14 protein-coding genes are annotated in these 16,612 nt (G+C 60.3%); 12 read left to right on the top strand and 2 right to left on the bottom strand.

Annotation, left to right across the window (positions count from 1 at the left end):
- The first annotated feature begins 3 nt into the window (after positions 1 to 3).
- The 12 genes from trmFO (at position 4) to DWW73_RS06590 (ending at position 12,590) form a co-directional block, all read left to right on the top strand.
- On the top strand, positions 4 to 1,341 hold the full coding sequence (gene trmFO, locus DWW73_RS06645) for a methylenetetrahydrofolate--tRNA-(uracil(54)-C(5))-methyltransferase (FADH(2)-oxidizing) TrmFO (RefSeq protein ID WP_117779092.1): 1,338 nt from the start codon (positions 4 to 6) through the stop codon (positions 1,339 to 1,341).
- Complete coding sequence (locus DWW73_RS06640) at positions 1,338 to 2,258, top strand: tyrosine recombinase (protein WP_117779091.1); 921 nt, start codon at positions 1,338 to 1,340, stop codon at positions 2,256 to 2,258. Before trmFO ends, DWW73_RS06640 begins: the two co-directional genes overlap by 4 nt.
- Before the next feature lie 219 nt (positions 2,259 to 2,477).
- Positions 2,478 to 3,206, top strand: coding sequence for a 30S ribosomal protein S2 (rpsB, locus tag DWW73_RS06635; protein ID WP_006236109.1), 729 nt, complete (start codon positions 2,478 to 2,480; stop codon positions 3,204 to 3,206).
- A gap of 45 nt (positions 3,207 to 3,251) precedes the next feature.
- The gene (gene tsf, locus DWW73_RS06630) at positions 3,252 to 4,121 is read left to right on the top strand and encodes a translation elongation factor Ts (RefSeq protein WP_117779090.1); all 870 of its coding nucleotides are present in this window, start codon (positions 3,252 to 3,254) and stop codon (positions 4,119 to 4,121) included.
- Positions 4,122 to 4,238: 117 nt separating this feature from the next.
- On the top strand, positions 4,239 to 4,961 hold the full coding sequence (gene pyrH / locus DWW73_RS06625; protein ID WP_040359955.1) for a UMP kinase: 723 nt from the start codon (positions 4,239 to 4,241) through the stop codon (positions 4,959 to 4,961).
- A gap of 2 nt (positions 4,962 to 4,963) precedes the next feature.
- On the top strand, positions 4,964 to 5,500 hold the full coding sequence (gene frr, locus DWW73_RS06620) for a ribosome recycling factor (protein WP_006236112.1): 537 nt from the start codon (positions 4,964 to 4,966) through the stop codon (positions 5,498 to 5,500).
- Between the two features lies 1 nt (position 5,501).
- Entirely contained in the window at positions 5,502 to 6,296 is a 795-nt protein-coding gene (locus DWW73_RS06615; RefSeq protein ID WP_117735162.1) for an isoprenyl transferase, read from the top strand.
- 2 nt (positions 6,297 to 6,298) lie between these two features.
- Positions 6,299 to 7,198, top strand: coding sequence for a phosphatidate cytidylyltransferase (locus DWW73_RS06610; protein ID WP_231500749.1), 900 nt, complete (start codon positions 6,299 to 6,301; stop codon positions 7,196 to 7,198).
- Entirely contained in the window at positions 7,198 to 8,385 is a 1,188-nt protein-coding gene (dxr, locus tag DWW73_RS06605; RefSeq protein ID WP_117779089.1) for a 1-deoxy-D-xylulose-5-phosphate reductoisomerase, read from the top strand. Before DWW73_RS06610 ends, dxr begins: the two co-directional genes overlap by 1 nt.
- 25 nt (positions 8,386 to 8,410) lie before the next feature.
- Positions 8,411 to 9,772, top strand: coding sequence for an RIP metalloprotease (locus tag DWW73_RS06600; protein WP_117779088.1), 1,362 nt, complete (start codon positions 8,411 to 8,413; stop codon positions 9,770 to 9,772).
- Between the two features lie 13 nt (positions 9,773 to 9,785).
- The gene (gene ispG, locus DWW73_RS06595) at positions 9,786 to 10,868 is read left to right on the top strand and encodes a flavodoxin-dependent (E)-4-hydroxy-3-methylbut-2-enyl-diphosphate synthase (protein WP_117779087.1); all 1,083 of its coding nucleotides are present in this window, start codon (positions 9,786 to 9,788) and stop codon (positions 10,866 to 10,868) included.
- Positions 10,869 to 12,590, top strand: coding sequence for a proline--tRNA ligase (locus tag DWW73_RS06590; protein WP_233502546.1), 1,722 nt, complete (start codon positions 10,869 to 10,871; stop codon positions 12,588 to 12,590).
- 176 nt (positions 12,591 to 12,766) lie between these two features.
- Here the strand turns inward: DWW73_RS06590 and DWW73_RS06585 are convergent, their stop codons facing one another.
- Together DWW73_RS06585 and adhE are read right to left on the bottom strand one after the other, a co-directional pair.
- Positions 12,767 to 13,531 (bottom strand): aminoglycoside phosphotransferase family protein, encoded by a 765-nt coding sequence (locus DWW73_RS06585; protein WP_006236119.1) that lies wholly within the window; start codon positions 13,529 to 13,531, stop codon positions 12,767 to 12,769.
- 88 nt (positions 13,532 to 13,619) lie between these two features.
- Entirely contained in the window at positions 13,620 to 16,268 is a 2,649-nt protein-coding gene (gene adhE, locus DWW73_RS06580; RefSeq protein WP_117779086.1) for a bifunctional acetaldehyde-CoA/alcohol dehydrogenase, read from the bottom strand.
- Positions 16,269 to 16,612: the final 344 nt, after the last annotated feature.

The raw sequence follows: 16,612 nt of genomic DNA, 5'->3' as shown, positions 1-16,612 counted from the left end.
CAGATGCTGTTTGATCAGGTGACGGTTATCGGTGGCGGTCTGGCGGGTTCGGAGTGCGCGATTCAGCTTGCAGATCGCGGGTTCGCCGTAAAGCTGTGCGAGATGCGCCCCCAGGTTAGCTCCCCGGCCCACCATACCGATCACCTGGCAGAGCTCGTCTGTTCCAATTCGTTTAAGTCGACCCGTCCGGATTCTGCGGCTGGATTGCTGAAGGCCGAGCTTGAGCGCATGGGTTCAGTCCTGCTCGATTGCGCCCATCGCGCGGCTGTTCCCGCCGGTGGCGCCTTGGCGGTCGACCGCGTCAAGTTTTCCGAGTTTGTCGAGGCCGAGGTTGCCGCCCGTCCCAATATCGAGATCGTTCACGGCGAGGTCACGCAGATTCCCGAAGGTCACGTGGTCATTGCCGCCGGCCCCTTGTGCTCGCCGGCGTTGAGCGAAGAGGTCATGAAGCTCGTCGGTGGCGACGCCCTTGCGTTCTTCGATGCCGCGGCGCCGATCGTCGATGCCTCCACGCTCGATATGGACGTGCTGTTCTCGCAGTCGCGCTACGAGGAGCAGGGGAGCGGCGACTATCTCAACGCTCCGCTCAACAAGGAAGAGTACGAGGCCTTTATCGAGGCGCTTACCACGGCCGACCGCGTGGTGCTCAAGGACTTTGAGGGCGGCGATCTGTTCCAGGCCTGCCAGCCTGCCGAGGAAGTTGCGCGCACCGGCAAGGACGCCATTCGCTTTGGCGCCATGAAGCCCGTCGGCCTCACCGACCCGCGAACCGGTCGTCGTCCCTGGGCGGCGATTCAGCTGCGTGCCGAGAACAAGGAGAAGACCGCCTATAACCTGGTGGGCTTCCAGACCAACCTGACCTTTGGCGAACAGAAGCGCGTCTTCCATATGGTGCCGGGCCTGGAGAACGCTGAGTTCTTCCGCTACGGTGTCATGCACCGCAATACCTTTGTCGATGCGCCGCACGTGCTCGATGGCACCTTTGCCGTGCCTGGTACCGGCGTGCGCCTGGCCGGTCAGATCACCGGCACCGAGGGGTACATGGAAGCCGTGGCGACCGGTCTGCTCGCGGCGCTCAACACCTATGCCGAGGCTATCGGTGTCGCGGGCGTCGAGTTGCCGCGCGTGGGTGCTTTGGGCGCGCTCGTGGGCTATGCTACCGATCCGGCCACGGTGGGCTATCAGCCTATGCATGTCAACTTTGGCCTGGTGCCGCCACTCGAGGATGGTAAGCGCCGCAGCAAGCGCGACCGCTACCAGGCCTATGCGGACCGTGCGCTCGAGGCCCTTGATGCCTATCTGGCCACTCGCCCCGATCTGTTTGGAGGCGACCGGTCATAGCCTTTGACCTGTACGACACCGTCGACTCGTTTATCGCCTATATCGCACGTGTCGAGGGGCTTTCTCCCAATACGGTGACGGCCTATGGCTCGAGGCTGGAGCGCTTTGCTGCCTGGTGCGAGCGCGAGGATATCGATGCTTTCGCTGCCGACGTGCGCACCATTCGTCGCTATCTTGCCGAGCTTTCGCGTGAGCAGGTGGCTCCCCGAACGCTTGCGGCGCATCTGTCGGCTATCCGATCGCTCTATCGATGGATGGCTGCCGAGGGGGTCGTGGAGGGCGATGTGGTCTCGGCAATTTCCTCGCCCAAGCTTCCGCGCGATCTACCCGGTGTGCTGACGACCCAACAGGTGGAGGCGCTGCTCAAGACGCCTGATACCTCAACACCCGCGGGACTGCGCGATGCGGCGATGCTCGAGCTGCTCTATGCCTCGGGCGCCCGTATCTCTGAGCTCGCAGCACTCAATGTGGAGTCCATTGCGTGGTCCGAACGCACGCTGCGCCTGTGGGGCAAGGGGAGCAAAGAACGTATCGTCCCTCTGTATCGTCGTGCGCTCGAGGCGACGCGTCTCTATATTGAGGAGGGGAGGCCGGAGTTGCTCGCTCAGGCAAAGCGTCGTGACCCCACTACCGGGCCGCATCCGCTGCTTATATCGGCGCGCGGTAATCGCATGAGTGCCGCCATGCTCAGGCGGCGGTTTCATATGCTGGCGACGCTCGCCGGCATTCCGGCCGACATCGCCCCGCATGCGATGCGCCATACCTTTGCGACCGACTTGCTCGAGGGCGGTGCGGACCTGCGCTCGGTTCAAGAGCTGCTGGGTCATGCGAGCCTGTCCACGACGCAGATCTACACGCACCTCACGCCCGATCGGCTCAAACGTGCCGTGGCTCAAGCCCATCCCCGAGGCGAATAGTGGCTGGGACGTCCCGCGCCGCACTCAGGTGTGTGGTTTTGATTGCGGGTTGGCACGAAGATGCATTCCTGCTATCATTCATCGGGTTGCTTCACGGCAACATGTTTTTATCACGCACGCGCGGCTACTTCATACCGTGGTGCCCGGGCTTTGGTAGCACATGTCCGGGTTGGTTTTGGAGGATGACCCCGCGCGGAGGCAAACCACAGGAGGTTTAACATGGCTACCAAGATTAATATCCGCACCCTGCTCGAGGCCGGCTGCCACTTCGGTCACCAGACCCGTCGCTGGAACCCCAAGATGAAGCCGTTCATCTTCGGTGAGCGCAACGGCATCTACATCCTCGACCTCAAGCAGACCATCCTCGACGCCGACCAGGCCTACACCTTCGTCAAGAACGTCGCCAAGGGTGGCAACGTGCTGTTCGTCGGCACCAAGAAGCAGGCTCAGGAGGCCGTCAAGAACGCTGCTGAGCGCGCTAATATGCCCTACATCAACCAGCGTTGGCTCGGCGGTATGCTGACCAACTTCGTCACCATCCGCTCCCGCATCAACCGCATGGAGGAGCTCGAGGCCATGGTCGAGGACGGCCGCATGGCAGTGCTCCCCAAGAAGGAGCAGGCTGTGCTCGGCAAGGAGCTCACCAAGCTCCAGACCAACCTCGGTGGCGCCCGCGACATGAAGGGTCTGCCCCAGGCTCTCTTCGTCATCGACACTAAGCGCGAGGAGAACGCCATCAAGGAGGCTCAGCGCCTGAACATCCCCGTCGTCGCTCTGATCGACACCAACTCCGATCCCGACGAGGTCGAGTACGGCATCCCCTGCAACGATGACGCTATCTCCGCTGTCACCCTTATGTGCGAGCTCATGGCTGACGCCTGCCTCGCTGGCTCCGGTAAGGAGCAGGTCTCCGAGGCCGAGATGGCCGCTGAGCCCAAGGCCGAGTAAATCAGTCTTAGTTAATTCTTTTTCATCTCTTTGAAAGGAACCACAATGGCCCAGATTACCGCCGCTATGGTCAAGCAGCTCCGCGAGATGACCGACTCCCCGATGATGGAGTGCAAGAAGGCTCTCGTCGAGGCTGACGGCGACATGGACGCCGCTGTCGACGTTCTGCGTAAGAACGGCCTTGCCAAGGCTGCCAAGAAGGCTGGCCGTGAGACCAACGAGGGCGCTGTCGCCGCGTTCGTCTCCGAGGATGGCAAGACCGGCGCTCTGCTCGAGCTCTCCTGCGAGACCGACTTCGTTGGCTCCAACGCCAAGTTCACCGGCTTTGCTTCTAAGGTCGCTGAGGTTGTCGCTACCACCGAGCCTGCTGACGTCGACGCTCTGCTCGAGAAGCCGATGGGCGAGGAGACCGTTTCCTCCGAGCTCACCGAGATGATTCACATCATGGGCGAGAACATGAAGATCTCCCGCTTCGCTGGCCGCAAGGCCGAGAACGGCGCGCTCGCTTCTTACATCCACATGGGTGGTAAGATCGGCGTCCTCGTCGAGTTCGCCTTCGAGAAGGCCGAGACCGCTCAGGCTGAGTCCTTCAAGACCTTCGCTCACGACGTTGCCCTTCAGGTTGCCGCCGTCGCCCCGATCTGCGCTACCCGCGATCAGGTTCCGGCCGAGACCGTCGAGCACGAGAAGCAGATCTACATGGCCCAGGCTGCCGAGTCCGGCAAGCCCGAGGCTATCCAGGAGAAGATGGCTGTTGGCCGTCTGGAGAAGTTCTACAAGCAGTCCGTGCTCACCGAGCAGGAGTTCATCAAGGACAGCTCCCTCACCATCAAGAAGTACGCTGAGCAGGTCTCCAAGGAGCTCGGCGACACCATTACCGTCGTTGCCTTTGACCGTCTGGTCCGTGGCGAGTAAATAAGCTCTTGTAGCTGGTAATGAGCAGGCTGTGGGTTTTACTCACAGCCTGCTTTTTCATGGCTCTTATCAGAGCCTTTGATATCATATTGAGAGTCTAATTAAAGGAGGATCGCTTTGTCCGACATCCGATATAAACGAGTGCTTCTTAAGCTTTCCGGCGAAGCGCTGATGGGCGACGGCCAATATGGCATCGACCCCAAGGTTACCGATCATCTTGCCAAGCAGGTCAAGGAGCTGCTCGCCGTTGGCCATGAGGTCGGCGTCGTTGTCGGCGGCGGCAATATTTTCCGCGGCATGGCAGGCGCTGCCGGTGGCATGGAGCGTGCTCAGGCCGACTACATGGGCATGCTCGCGACCGTTATGAACGCGCTCGCCCTGCAGGATGCTTTCGAGCATAACGACGTTCCCTGCCGTGTGATGAGCGCTATCCAGATGAACGAGATCTGCGAGCCCTATATTCGCCGTCGCGCCATCAACCACCTTTCCAAGGGCAACGTCGTTATTTTTGCCGCCGGTTCGGGCAATCCGTACTTTACGACCGACACCGCCGCGGCTCTTCGTGCGTGCGAGATCGGCGCCGAGATTCTGATTAAAGCCACCAAGGTTGACGGCATCTACGACAAGGATCCCGTCAAGTGCGCCGATGCCGTCCGTTTTGACAAGATTACCTATCACGAGGTTCTCGTTCGCGGCCTGCAGGTTATGGATTCCACGGCTACGGCTCTGTGCCAGGATAACCGTATGCCTATTTTGGTCCTCAACATCGATGGCGAGGACACCGTCAAGCGCGCGCTCGCGGGTGAGCCCGTCGGCACGCTCGTCTATCAGGAGGATTAAGCATGGCAGAGAACATCACCGCCCATATGGACAAGTCGCTCGAGTCCCTCAAGCATAACTTCTCCAAGGTCCGTACCGGTCGCGCCAACGCCAACATTCTGTCCGACATCACCGTTGATTATTACGGTGTCCCCACGCCGGTCACGCAGGTTGCCGCCGTCAAGACCCCCGAGGCTCACATGCTGCTCATCGAGCCGTGGGACAAGGCGCTCATCAATGCTATCGTCAAGGCCATCGGCGCTTCCGATCTGGGTATTACCCCCAACTCCGATGGCACCGTCGTTCGTCTTCCGTTCCCGGCTCCCACTGAGGAGCGCCGTCGCGAGCTCGTCAAGGAGTGCCGCGAGTACGCCGAGCAGGCCAAGGTGTCTATCCGTAACATCCGTCGCGACTTCAACAACAAGCTCGAGCGCGATGAGGAGCTCACCGAGGACGACGTACGTCGCGAGCAGGCCAAGGTCCAGAAGCATACCGATGAATATGTCGCCAAGGTCGAGGAGCTTCTGAAGGAAAAAGAAGCCGAGGTCATGGAGATCTAAGGTGCAATACGACGAGCATAAACTGGTCGAGTACTTTGCCGACGCCCCTGCGGGCGTCGGTTTTTCCGACCTTGACCTCAATAACATTCCGCACCATATCTCGTGCATCATGGACGGCAACGGTCGTTGGGCCACGTCGCGCGGTCTTGCACGCACCGAGGGCCACAAGGCGGGTATCGTCTCGCTGCGCGAGATCATTACCGCCTGCGTGCGCCTGGGCGTCGACGTGCTTTCGGCCTATGCATTTTCGACCGAAAACTGGAATCGACCGCAGCACGAAGTCAACGTCTTGATGCATCTGTTTGCCAAGACGTTTATCGACGAGCTGCCGCTTCTGAAGCGCGAAAATGTGCGTGTTGTCTTTTTGGGCGACATTTCCGCACTGCCCAAGAAGACCCGCGATGTCTTTGAGCGCGGTCTAGCCGAGTGTGCCGACCACACCGGCATGACGCTGGCGCTTGCTGTCAACTACGGCGCCCGTGCCGAGATCACCCGCGCTGTCCGTCAGATTGCACTCGACGCTGCCGCCGGTAAGATCGATCCTGCCGCAATTGATGACGACATGGTGGCTTCCCACCTCTATACCGCCGGCCTTCCCGATCCTGAGCTTGTGATTCGCACCTCAGGTGAGCTGCGCCTTTCGAACTATCTGTTGTGGCAGGTGGCTTATTCCGAATTCTACGTCACCGATACCTATTGGCCCGACTTTGATCGTTGGGGCCTTGTCGACGCCATTTTGGCCTATCAGGGCCGTGACCGTAGGTTTGGTGGACTGAGCAAGACCGAGGAGGCTTAATCGTGTCCGATCGTCCCAAGGCATCTGCTCCCAAGACGCCTGTGCGCAAAGCTGCCACTGCGGGAGCGCCTGCAGCGAAGAGCGGCACCGGTTCGTGGCTGGCGGGCTTTATTACCCGTGCCGCCGCCGGTATCGTCTACGCCGTTGTCTTTATCCTGTGCCTGGTTTTGGGTATCGTGCCCACGGCCATCTTTGTTTCTGTCATGAGCGGTCTGTGCTGCTATGAGTTTTTCCGTATGACAAGGCTCGATGGCAAGATGGCTAACGAGCGCATGGGTATCGCTGCCGCCGTACTCTTTCCGCTGTCGGCGTTGGGCGATTCGATGTTGCTGAATGCCCTGCTTTTTGCCTTGATGCTCGCTGTGGGCATTTGGTATGTCTGGTCGCCGCGTACCCGCATCTCTGATGTGGCCGTGACGCTCATGGGTCCCATCTACACTGGCTTTATGCTGTCGGCTATCGTGCTGCTGCGCGATGCCGTGCCCGGTTTTGCCGGCGCCCTGCTTTCAGTGGGCGTTTGCGCGTCCCTTTGGGTCTCCGATTCGTTTGCCTACATCGTGGGCAGCCGTATCGGCAAGCACAAGATGGTTCCCAAGATCTCTCCCAAAAAGAGCTGGGAGGGGTTTGCCGGCGGCATCTTGGGCTCGGTTTTGATTTGGCTCATCCTGTGGGCGACGCACTTCTACAAGCTCAGCCTGCCCTATGCGCTGCTGTGCGGCGTGGTCGTTTCCATTCTGGGCGTTATCGGCGACCTTATCGAGTCGCGCATCAAGCGCGGTGTGGGCGTCAAGGATTCCGGCAACCTTATCCCGGGCCACGGCGGAATGCTCGATCGTAGCGATTCGCTTATCTTCGGTTGCATCACCGCACAGCTGTTGCTGATGATCGGAGGCGTGCTGTAATGTCCTTCCAGACGACGTATGGCCCCGATGGACGCCTTCGCGTTGCCATCCTGGGTTGTACGGGCTCTATCGGCACCCAGGCGCTCGATGTGTGCCGCCAGCATGCCGATCGCCTGCAGGTGACGGCGCTGTCCGTTAATTCCAGCACCTCGGAGCTCGTTGCCGCTGCCCGCGAGTTCTCGGTTCCGGCGGTTGCCGTTGCCGATGTCGCTCATGGCGATGACGCCGTGCTGCAGGAGTTGCCCGAGGGCACACAGCTCGGCGTTGGCGCGCAGGCGGTTTGCGAGCTCGCGCGTCGCGACGATGTCGACTGCGTGCTCGTCGCTATTGTGGGCGCCGCCGGTCTCGAGGCGAGCCATGCGGCCTTGACCTCGAATAAGCGCCTTGCCCTTGCCAACAAGGAGTCCCTCGTCGTCGGTGGCGACTTGCTTATGCCGTTGGCACAACCGGGCCAGCTTATTCCGGTCGACTCTGAGCATTCCGCCATCTACCAGTGCTATCTGGGGGAGAACCCGCGCGAGGCCCACTGCATTTGGCTCACCTGCTCGGGCGGTCCGTTCTTTGGCCGCACGCGCGACGAGCTCGATCGCGTGACGCGTGCCGATGCCCTCGCGCATCCCACGTGGGCCATGGGTGCCAAGATTACCATTGACTCCGCCACCCTCATGAACAAGGGCCTGGAGCGCATTGAGGCCATGCATCTGTTTAACTGCGACCTCGATTTCATTAACGTGGTCGTGCAGCGTCAGTCCAAGATTCACTCTATGGTCGAGTTCGCCGACGGCTCCGTGATGGCGCATCTCGGTGCATCCGACATGCGTATTCCCATCCAGTTCGCGTTCTCGTATCCCGAGCGTTGGGATACTCCGGCGCCTCGTATCGATTTCCGCGAGCTGGGGCAGCTCACGTTTGATGCTGCCGACATGGATACCTTCCGCTGTCTGGCACTGGCCGAGCGTGCCGGCAAGACGGGTGGCACCATGCCGTGCGTGCTCAATGCCGCCAACGAGGTCGCCGTCGATGCCTTCCTGCACGATGGCTGCAGCTTTACCGATATCGATCGCATTGTGGAATCCTGCATGGACGCCCACGATATGCAGATGGTCGATTCGTCTGAGCAGCTTCGCGACACCGATGCGTGGGCGCGTGAAAAGGCTGCGCAGGTGCTCGCCGCAACCCGTTCCTAACCCATAAGGATTGCTTTTTCGTTTTATGGATACTGTTCTGAGCGTTCTCTCATCGGTCTTTTGGGGCCTGCTGATGCTTTCCGTCCTCGTGTTTTTGCACGAGGGCGGCCACTTTTTGGCGGCGCGTGCCTGCGGCGTCCGTGTGACCGAGTTCTTTTTGGGTCTGCCGTGCCGCTTTGACATCCATTACACGTCGCGTCGCATTGGAACCAAGTTTGGCGTGACCCCGCTGCTGCTGGGTGGCTACGCTGCCATCTGCGGTATGGATCCGACCGACGTCTCGTGTGCCGATCGCGTGCTCGCGGCCATCTATCGCCACGGCCGGGTGACGGTGGCCGATCTTGCCGTCGAGCTCGAGCTGTCCGAGGAGGATGTGCTCGAGGCCTGTGCTTTGCTGTTGGGCTGGGGCTCTATCGCTCCCTGGTATGAAGAAGGGGAAAAGCCTTCGCCCAGCTACTATCCCACCAAGTACCAGACTCTGCCGCGTGACGCGGCGGGTTATACCACCTTTGACGGCCGTCGGTTCGATCGCGGGCATGCGACTGCCGAGGGCGATGTATGGGAACTGCCGTGCGACGAGGCCGAATTCCTTGCGCGCGAGCGCTCGCACACCTATTTGGGCCAGGGCTTTGTCAAGCGTGCCTTTATGCTGCTTGCGGGCATTATCGTTAATATCCTGACGGGTTTTTTGCTCCTTATGAGCATCTATTCCATCACAGGTGTCACCGTGCCGGTGGATACCAATGTGATTGGCCAGGTTGACGAAGGCTCGATTGCCGCCTCGGCGGGAATCGAGGGCGGCGACGCGATTCTTTCGGTCGACGGAGTATCGTGCTCTACCTGGATGGACGTTTACGATGCCATCGGCAAGGCTGCCGGTAAGGACGATATCGCCATTGAGTACGAGCGTGACGGCAAGCAGCATTCGACCACGGTTGCGCTCAAAGAGGACGATCGCCTAGGTGTGTATGCCTCTACGCAGGTGGTCCGTTTAGACCCCATCACGTCGGCTCGCCTGTCGTTCTCCTATGTTGTGCAGACAGCGGAGGGCGTGATGCGCCTGCTCCAGCCGCAGCATACGATGGAGATTCTCGATCAGTCCTCTTCGATCGTGGGTATTAGCGTTATGTCCTCACAGGCTGCTGCTGCCGGCCCTGCCACGTTCCTTTCGTTTGCCGCCCTCATTTCATTCTCGCTTGGCTTTATGAACCTGCTGCCCATCCCGCCACTCGATGGCGGCAAGCTAGTCATCGAGATCATTCAGAAGATTGCGGGCCGCGAGCTTCCGCTCAAGGTCCAGACGATTGTGAGCTATGTGGGCATCGCGCTCTTTGCGCTGCTGTTTGTCTATATGCTTCGTTCCGACATCCTTCGATTTATTTTGTAGGGGAGTGTTTGGATTGTCTTTATCCCATCCTTTGCCTCGCGAGCTGACGCGCCCCGTGCATGTGGGCGGCGTGCAGATCGGTGGCGGCGCGCCGGTGGTGGTCCAATCTATGACCTGCACCGATACCGCTGATGCCCAGGCAACGCTTGCGCAAGTGTGCGCGTTGGCGCAGGCTGGCTGCGATATCGTGCGCGTGAGCGTGCCCTCCGAGGCCGCGCTTGAGGGCTTCCGCACCATCTGTGCCGAGTCTCCGGTGCCCATTGTCGCCGATATCCACTTTAACCATAAGCTCGCCATTGGTGCCGTTGAGGCCGGTGCCGCCAAGCTGCGCATCAATCCCGGCAATATCGGCGATTGGGCCAAGGTTGACGCGGTGATCGATGCTGCGGGTGCCGCGGGCTGTGCGATTCGCATTGGCGTGAACGCGGGCTCGCTTGAGCAAGATATTGCCGAGCGCGACGACCTCACGCAGCCCGAAAAGCTCGTGATGTCGAGCGAGCGCTTCGTCAAGCACTTTGAGGATCGCGGCTTTACGAACATTGTGCTTTCGGCCAAGGCCCATAGCGTGCAAACGACGCTCGATACCTATCGAGCCCTGTCACGTGAGATTCCCCACGTTCCGCTTCACCTGGGCGTGACGGAGGCGGGGACCAAGCTTCAGGGCACCATCAAGAGCTCTGTAGGCTTGGGTATCTTGCTTTCCGAAGGCATCGGCGACACCATGCGTGTGTCGCTCACGGCCGATCCGGTTGAGGAGCCGCCGGTCGCCTGGGGAATTCTACAGTCGCTGGGCCTGCGTCGCCGTGGTCCCGAGATTGTCTCGTGCCCCACGTGCGCCCGCTGCCAGGTTAACCTCATTCCCATCGCCGAGGAGGTCACCGAGCGGCTTAAGAACTATTCCGCGCCGCTTTCGATTGCCGTCATGGGATGTGCCGTTAATGGCCCCGGCGAGGCTTCTGATGCCGACCTGGGCGTTGCTTGCGGACGTGGTCAGGCCTTGCTCTTTTCGCATGGCCAGATCATTGGTAAAGTAGCTGAGGACCAAATTGTCGACGCGCTTATGGCAGAGGTCGACAAGCTTATTGAGGAGAAATAAATGACCCGAGCAATGTATATGTCTAAGCTCTATGCGCCGACGCTTAAAGAGGATCCGGCGGACGCTGAGCTCGCCAGCCACCGCCTGCTGCTCCGTGCCGGCATGATCCGCAAGGAGGCCGCCGGTCTGTATTCCTACCTGCCGCTCGCATGGCGCTCGATTCGCAAGATTGAGAACATCGTGCGCGACGAGATGGACGCCGCCGGCGCCCAGGAGCTTATGATGCCCATTATGGTCGACGCCGAGTTGTGGCGTGAGTCCGGCCGTATCGATGCCTATGGCAAGGAGCTTGTGCGCTTTGACGACCGTCATGGTCGCGAGTTCGTGCTGGGCCCCACGCACGAGGAGACCGTCACGGCCCTGGTGCGCAACGAGCTGCGCTCCTATAAGCAGCTGCCAGTGAACCTCTATCACATCCAGGATAAGTTCCGCGACGAGTTCCGTCCCCGTTTTGGCCTGATGCGCGGTCGCGAGTTCATCATGAAGGATGCCTACAGCTTCTCCGCCACGCAGGAGAGCTTGCAGGAGGAGTATGACAAGATGAAGCAGGCCTACGCTAACATTTGCGAGCGCTGCTACATCAAGGCCTTGCCCGTCGTTGCCGACTCCGGCGAGATCGGTGGCGATACCTCCGTCGAGTACATGGCTTTGGCCGACGCCGGCGAGGCTTCTCTCGTCTATTGCGATGACTGCGGTTTTGCCGCCGATGATGAGGCTGCAAGCACCAAGGTCGTCGTGACTGAGGGTCCCGGTGACGGTACGCTTACCAAGGTCGAGACTCCGGGCATGGGCACCATTGAGGCCGTTGCTAAGTTCTTTGGGTTCCCCGAGAACGGCACGCGCAAGTCCCTGGCGCTCATCGATGCCGAGGGCAAGCCCGTCGTGGCCATCGTCCCGGGCGATCATGAGCTCAACGACTGCAAGGCCGAGCATGTCTTTGGCAAGGGTTATCGCATGATGACGGACGAGGAGCTTCAGACCTACGGTCTGCACAAGGGCTTTATCGGACCGGTTAACTTGCCCGAGGGCATCCGTCTGGTGTGCGACGAGAGCCTGCGCGAGTCCAAGCAGTGGGCCTGCGGTGCCAACGAGGTCGATTATCACTTTACCGGTGCCTGCCCCGAGCGCGACTTTACCGTCGATGAGTGGGCAGATCTGGTCACCGTCGTTGCCGGCGATCCCTGCCCGCACTGCGGCAAGCCGCTCTCTGCTGCTCGCGGCATCGAGGTCTCGCAGGTCTTCCAGCTGGGTACTAAGTATTCCGAGGCCATGGGCGCCACCTTTATGGACGAGGACGGCAAGGAGAAGCCGCTTATCATGGGTTGCTACGGCGTGGGCGTGTCCCGCTCGCTTGCTGCCGTCGTGGAGCAGCACAACGACGAGCACGGTATCGTCTGGCCGGTTTCCGTTGCCCCGTACGAGGTCGCTGTGATTCCGCTCGATCCCAAGAAGGAGGAGTGCGCAACCGTCTGCGACCAAATCGTCGAGGGCTTGTGCGCCGAGGGTATCGAGGTCGTCGTCGACGACCGTGACGAGCGTCCCGGCTTTAAGTTTGCCGATAACGACCTTATGGGATTCCCGTATCAGGTGGTGCTTGGCAAGCGTGGCCTTAAGAATGGCACCGTTGAGCTCAAGGACCGTGCCACGGGCGAGCGCGAGGACGTGGCGATTGACGAGGTCGTCGCCAAGGTTGCCGAGCTTGTTAAGGCGGCCCGCCGTTAATCGACGTTTCTGCTATTAGATGTAATTGCGGGACTGCTCCGTATCTCTCTTAGGAAGAGATGCGGAGCAGTCTATTTTGTTGCGTGAATAAACTCGATGGGTAAAGGAAAACCCCACAGCCCATATGAGCTGCGGGGTTTTCTTGTGCCTCCGATGCGAAATAAATCGCTCAGATATTACTGATAATCGACGACGTCGATCCAGTTCTTCAGGAACTCATCGTTCACGTTGCGCTTACGAGCGAGCTCGGAAGCGGCGACGATGCTCGTCCACTGACGCACGACCTGCATGGGCATGTCGGCGCGGTCGCAGTAGAGCTCCAGGTAGGCCTCAGCCTGATCCTTGCTGTTGAGGGCGAAGAGCAGGTAGGTGGTGGCAACGTCGGCAGCAGGGGAGCCCTGGGTGGCGTGTGCCCAGTCGCACACATAGAGCTGGCCGTCGTCGCCGACGATGACGTTGGAGGGGTTGAAGTCGCCGTGGCAGACCTTGAACTCCTTGGTCATGCCGTCCAGACGCTCCTGAAGGTTGTAGCGCGTGGTGGCATTGAGCTGATCAAGGCTGTCGATCATGCGGGCGAACTTGTCGCGCTGACGGTTGAGCAGCGGGGAGGTGTAGCCGTGGATCTCGATCTGGAGGTCGACGAACATCTCGAGGTACTCACCAAAGCGCTGGGGCTCGGCAGTCATCTTCTCGGCAAGGGTGGTGCCCGGAACCTTCTCGGTCACGAGCGCCCAGCCGTTGGCGTTCTCGAGCTGGGAAACCTCGAGAGCCTTGGGGCTGCGGATGCCGCACTCATTGATGCGGGCAAGATTCAAAGCCTCGTTGAACACGTCGGAGACAGGCTTGGTCTCGTTAAAGACCTTGACGATCTTGTCGCCCAGGTCGTAAACGACCTTGTTGCCACGGCGGACGAGCTCGGTCTTGGAATCGGGTAGCAGCATGGTTGCATCCTTTCAACGATGCGATAGAAGCGACGGCGGGGGTGTGTGAAACACCCGTGCACCCCCGCCGTTAAAAACCGTGCTAAAACTAGCAGACGGCGTAGTCCTGAGGCTCGCGGCCGTAGTAGGCGTCCAGGTAGAGCTCCTTGATCTCGCTCATGAGCGGGTAGCGCGGGTTGGCGCCGGTGCACTGGTCGTTGAATGCCTGCTCGGTCATCTCGTCGAGGGTGTCGAGGAAGTACTGCTCGTCAACACCGTAGTCGGCGATGGTCTTCTTGACGCCGATGAAGTCCTTGAGCTCCTCGAGCTTCGTGATGAAGTTCTCGAAGACCTCCTTGTCGTCCTTGCCCTCGATGCCGCAGTACTTGGCCATCTCGGCGTAGTTGTGCAGCGCGTTGGGGTAAGGATACTGGGAGAAGGTACCCATCTTGACGGGAGCCTCGGCGGCGTTGTAGCGCATAACGCGGGTCAGGATGACGGCGTTGGCGAGGCCGTGGGGCAGGTGATGGAAGGCGCCGAGCTTGTGAGCCATGGAGTGGTTGAGGCCCAGGAAGGCGTTGGCGAAGGCCATACCGGCCATGCAAGAGGCGTTGTGCATCTCCTCGCGGGCATGCGGGTCCTTGGCGCCGTTCGTGAAGCTGGAGGGCAGGTTCTCGAAGACGAGCTTAGCAGCGCGCTCGGAGAGGCCCTTGGTGTAGTCGGAAGCCATGATGGAGACGTAGGACTCGATGGCGTGGGTCATGACGTCGATGCCGGAGGCAGCGGTCAGGCCGCGCGGGGCGGTCATGCAGTTGTCGGCGTCGACGATAGCCATGTTGGGGAGCAGCGCGTAGTCGGCGAGCGGCCACTTGATGCCGGTCTCCTTGTCGGTGATGATGGCGAACGGCGTGCACTCGGAGCCGGTACCCGAAGAGGTCGGGACGGCGACGAAGTAGGCCTTCTTGCCCATCTCGGGGAAAGTGAAGATACGCTTGCGGATGTCCATGAAGTCCATGGCCATGTCCTCAAACTTGCACTCGGGGTGCTCGTACATCATCCACATGATCTTGCCGGCGTCCATAGCGGAGCCACCGCCGACGGCGATGATCACGTCAGGCTCAAAGAGAGCCATCTGCTTGGCGCCGCGACGTGCGCACTGCAGCGACGGATCGGGCTCGACGTCGTAGAAGCAGTCGTGGGCGATGCCCATCTCGTCGAGCTTGGCCTCGATGGCGCGGGTGTTGCCATTCTTGAAGAGGAACTGGTCGGTGACGATGAAGGCGCGCTTCTTGCCCATGACGGTACCGAGCTCGTCGAGGGCGACGGGCGTGGAACCCTTCTTGAAGTAGACCTTCTCGGGAGCGCGGAACCACAGCATGTTCTCACGGCGCTCGGCCACAGTCTTAACGTTGATCAAGTGCTTCACCCCAACGTTCTCGGAGACGGAGTTGCCGCCCCAGGAGCCGCAGCCCAGGGTCAGAGACGGCTTCATGCCAAAGTTGTACAGGTCACCGATGCCGCCGTGCGAGGACGGGGTATTGATGACGATACGGCAGGCCTTCATGACGTGCTCGAACAGACTGATCTTCTCGGCCTGAGCGGGGTGCACGTACAGAGAGGCGGTGTGGCCCGGGCCACCGGCGAGCACCAGGTGCTCGGCCTTGTCGACGGCCTCCTGGAAGTCCTTGGCGTGATACATGGCCAGGACCGGGGAGAGCTTCTCGTGGGAGAACTCTTCCTTGGCGGGGTCGGTGGAGGTGACCTCGGCGATCAGGATCTTGGTCTTGGCGGGAACCTCGATGCCGGCGAGCTCAGCGATCTTGGCAGCAGCCATGCCGGGGATGCGGTGATCGAGGGCGCCATTCTTGAACATGGCGGCACGCAGGGCCTCCATCTCGGCACCCTGCTTGACGAAGTAGCAGCCGCGCTTCTGGAACTCGGCCTTAACCTGGTCATAGATGGTGTCGATGACGGTCACGGACTGCTCGGAAGCGCAGATCATGCCGTTGTCGAAGGTCTTGGAGTGGATGATGGAGTTGACGGCGAGCAGCACGTCGGCGGTGTCGTCGATGACGACCGGGGTGTTACCGGCGCCAACGCCCAGGGCGGGCTTGCCCGAGGAGTAGGCGGCCTTGACCATGCCCGGGCCACCGGTGGCGAGGATGATGTCGACGTCGCGCATGACCATGTTGGTCAGCTCGATGGAGGGGACATCGACCCAGCCGATGATGCCCTCGGGGGCGCCGGCCTTGACGGCGGCGTCGAGCACGAGCTTGGCGGCGGCGATGGTGCACTTGGCGGCTGCCGGGTGCGGGGAGATGATGATGCCGTTGCGGGTCTTCAGGCTGATCAGCGTCTTGAAGATCGCGGTGGAGGTGGGGTTGGTCGTCGGGATGACGGCGCCCACGATGCCGATGGGCTCGGCGATCTTGGTGATGCCGTAGGCCTCGTCGCGCTCCAGGACACCACAGGTCTTGGTGTTCTTGTAAGCGTTGTAGATGTACTCTGCGGCGTAGTGGTTCTTGATGACCTTGTCCTCAAGAACGCCGCGGCCGGTCTCCTCGATGGCCATTTTCGCCAACGGGATACGAGCCTTGTTGGCGGCCATGGCGGCCTCATAGAAGATCTTGTCGACCTGCTCCTGCGTGTACGTAGCAAAAAGCGCCTGGGCCTCTCGCATCTGAGCGAGCTTAGCCTCAAGCGCCTCTACGTTGTCCACAATTGCGGGAGTAGTGTTTTCCGGTGACTTTTTCACCATTTGTGTCTCCTTGCGATCGGAGATTTACCCTACGTCTAGCATGATAGCAAGAAATAATTCGGTAAACGGTAAGATTCCCGTAAAAGGCACACTAAAACGCTTCAATTAACTGAAACGCTTCAACTATAACTTTTAACTTCCCGTTTGCCGCATCGCCCCACTCATTGGGGACAGACTTATATGAGTATTTCAATGGGAAAACGGGGAGAACGGGGCACCTGTTTGACAATCGCTATTCGCGGGTCGCGGTCGAGTCGGACACGCAGGCGGTCCAGTTGCTCGATTATATCCATCTCAATCCTGTGAAAGGCGCGCTCGACTCGCTCGATGCGTACCGCTGGTCA

The organism is Collinsella sp. AF16-8 (assembly GCF_003462695.1).
Taxonomy (GTDB): Bacteria; Actinomycetota; Coriobacteriia; order Coriobacteriales; family Coriobacteriaceae; genus Collinsella.
Note: the sequence above shows the minus strand (reverse complement) of the source record. Positions and strands in the feature narration are given on the sequence as shown.

Coding starts and splice junctions, on each gene's coding strand:
- DWW73_RS06590 (WP_233502546.1), top strand. CDS start 10,869: ATGACCCGAGCAATGTATATGTCTAAGCTCTATGCGCCGACGCTTAAA.
- adhE (WP_117779086.1), bottom strand. CDS start 16,268: ATGGTGAAAAAGTCACCGGAAAACACTACTCCCGCAATTGTGGACAAC.
- dxr (WP_117779089.1), top strand. CDS start 7,198: ATGTCCTTCCAGACGACGTATGGCCCCGATGGACGCCTTCGCGTTGCC.
- trmFO (WP_117779092.1), top strand. CDS start 4: ATGCTGTTTGATCAGGTGACGGTTATCGGTGGCGGTCTGGCGGGTTCG.
- tsf (WP_117779090.1), top strand. CDS start 3,252: ATGGCCCAGATTACCGCCGCTATGGTCAAGCAGCTCCGCGAGATGACC.
- DWW73_RS06600 (WP_117779088.1), top strand. CDS start 8,411: ATGGATACTGTTCTGAGCGTTCTCTCATCGGTCTTTTGGGGCCTGCTG.
- frr (WP_006236112.1), top strand. CDS start 4,964: ATGGCAGAGAACATCACCGCCCATATGGACAAGTCGCTCGAGTCCCTC.
- DWW73_RS06585 (WP_006236119.1), bottom strand. CDS start 13,531: ATGCTGCTACCCGATTCCAAGACCGAGCTCGTCCGCCGTGGCAACAAG.
- rpsB (WP_006236109.1), top strand. CDS start 2,478: ATGGCTACCAAGATTAATATCCGCACCCTGCTCGAGGCCGGCTGCCAC.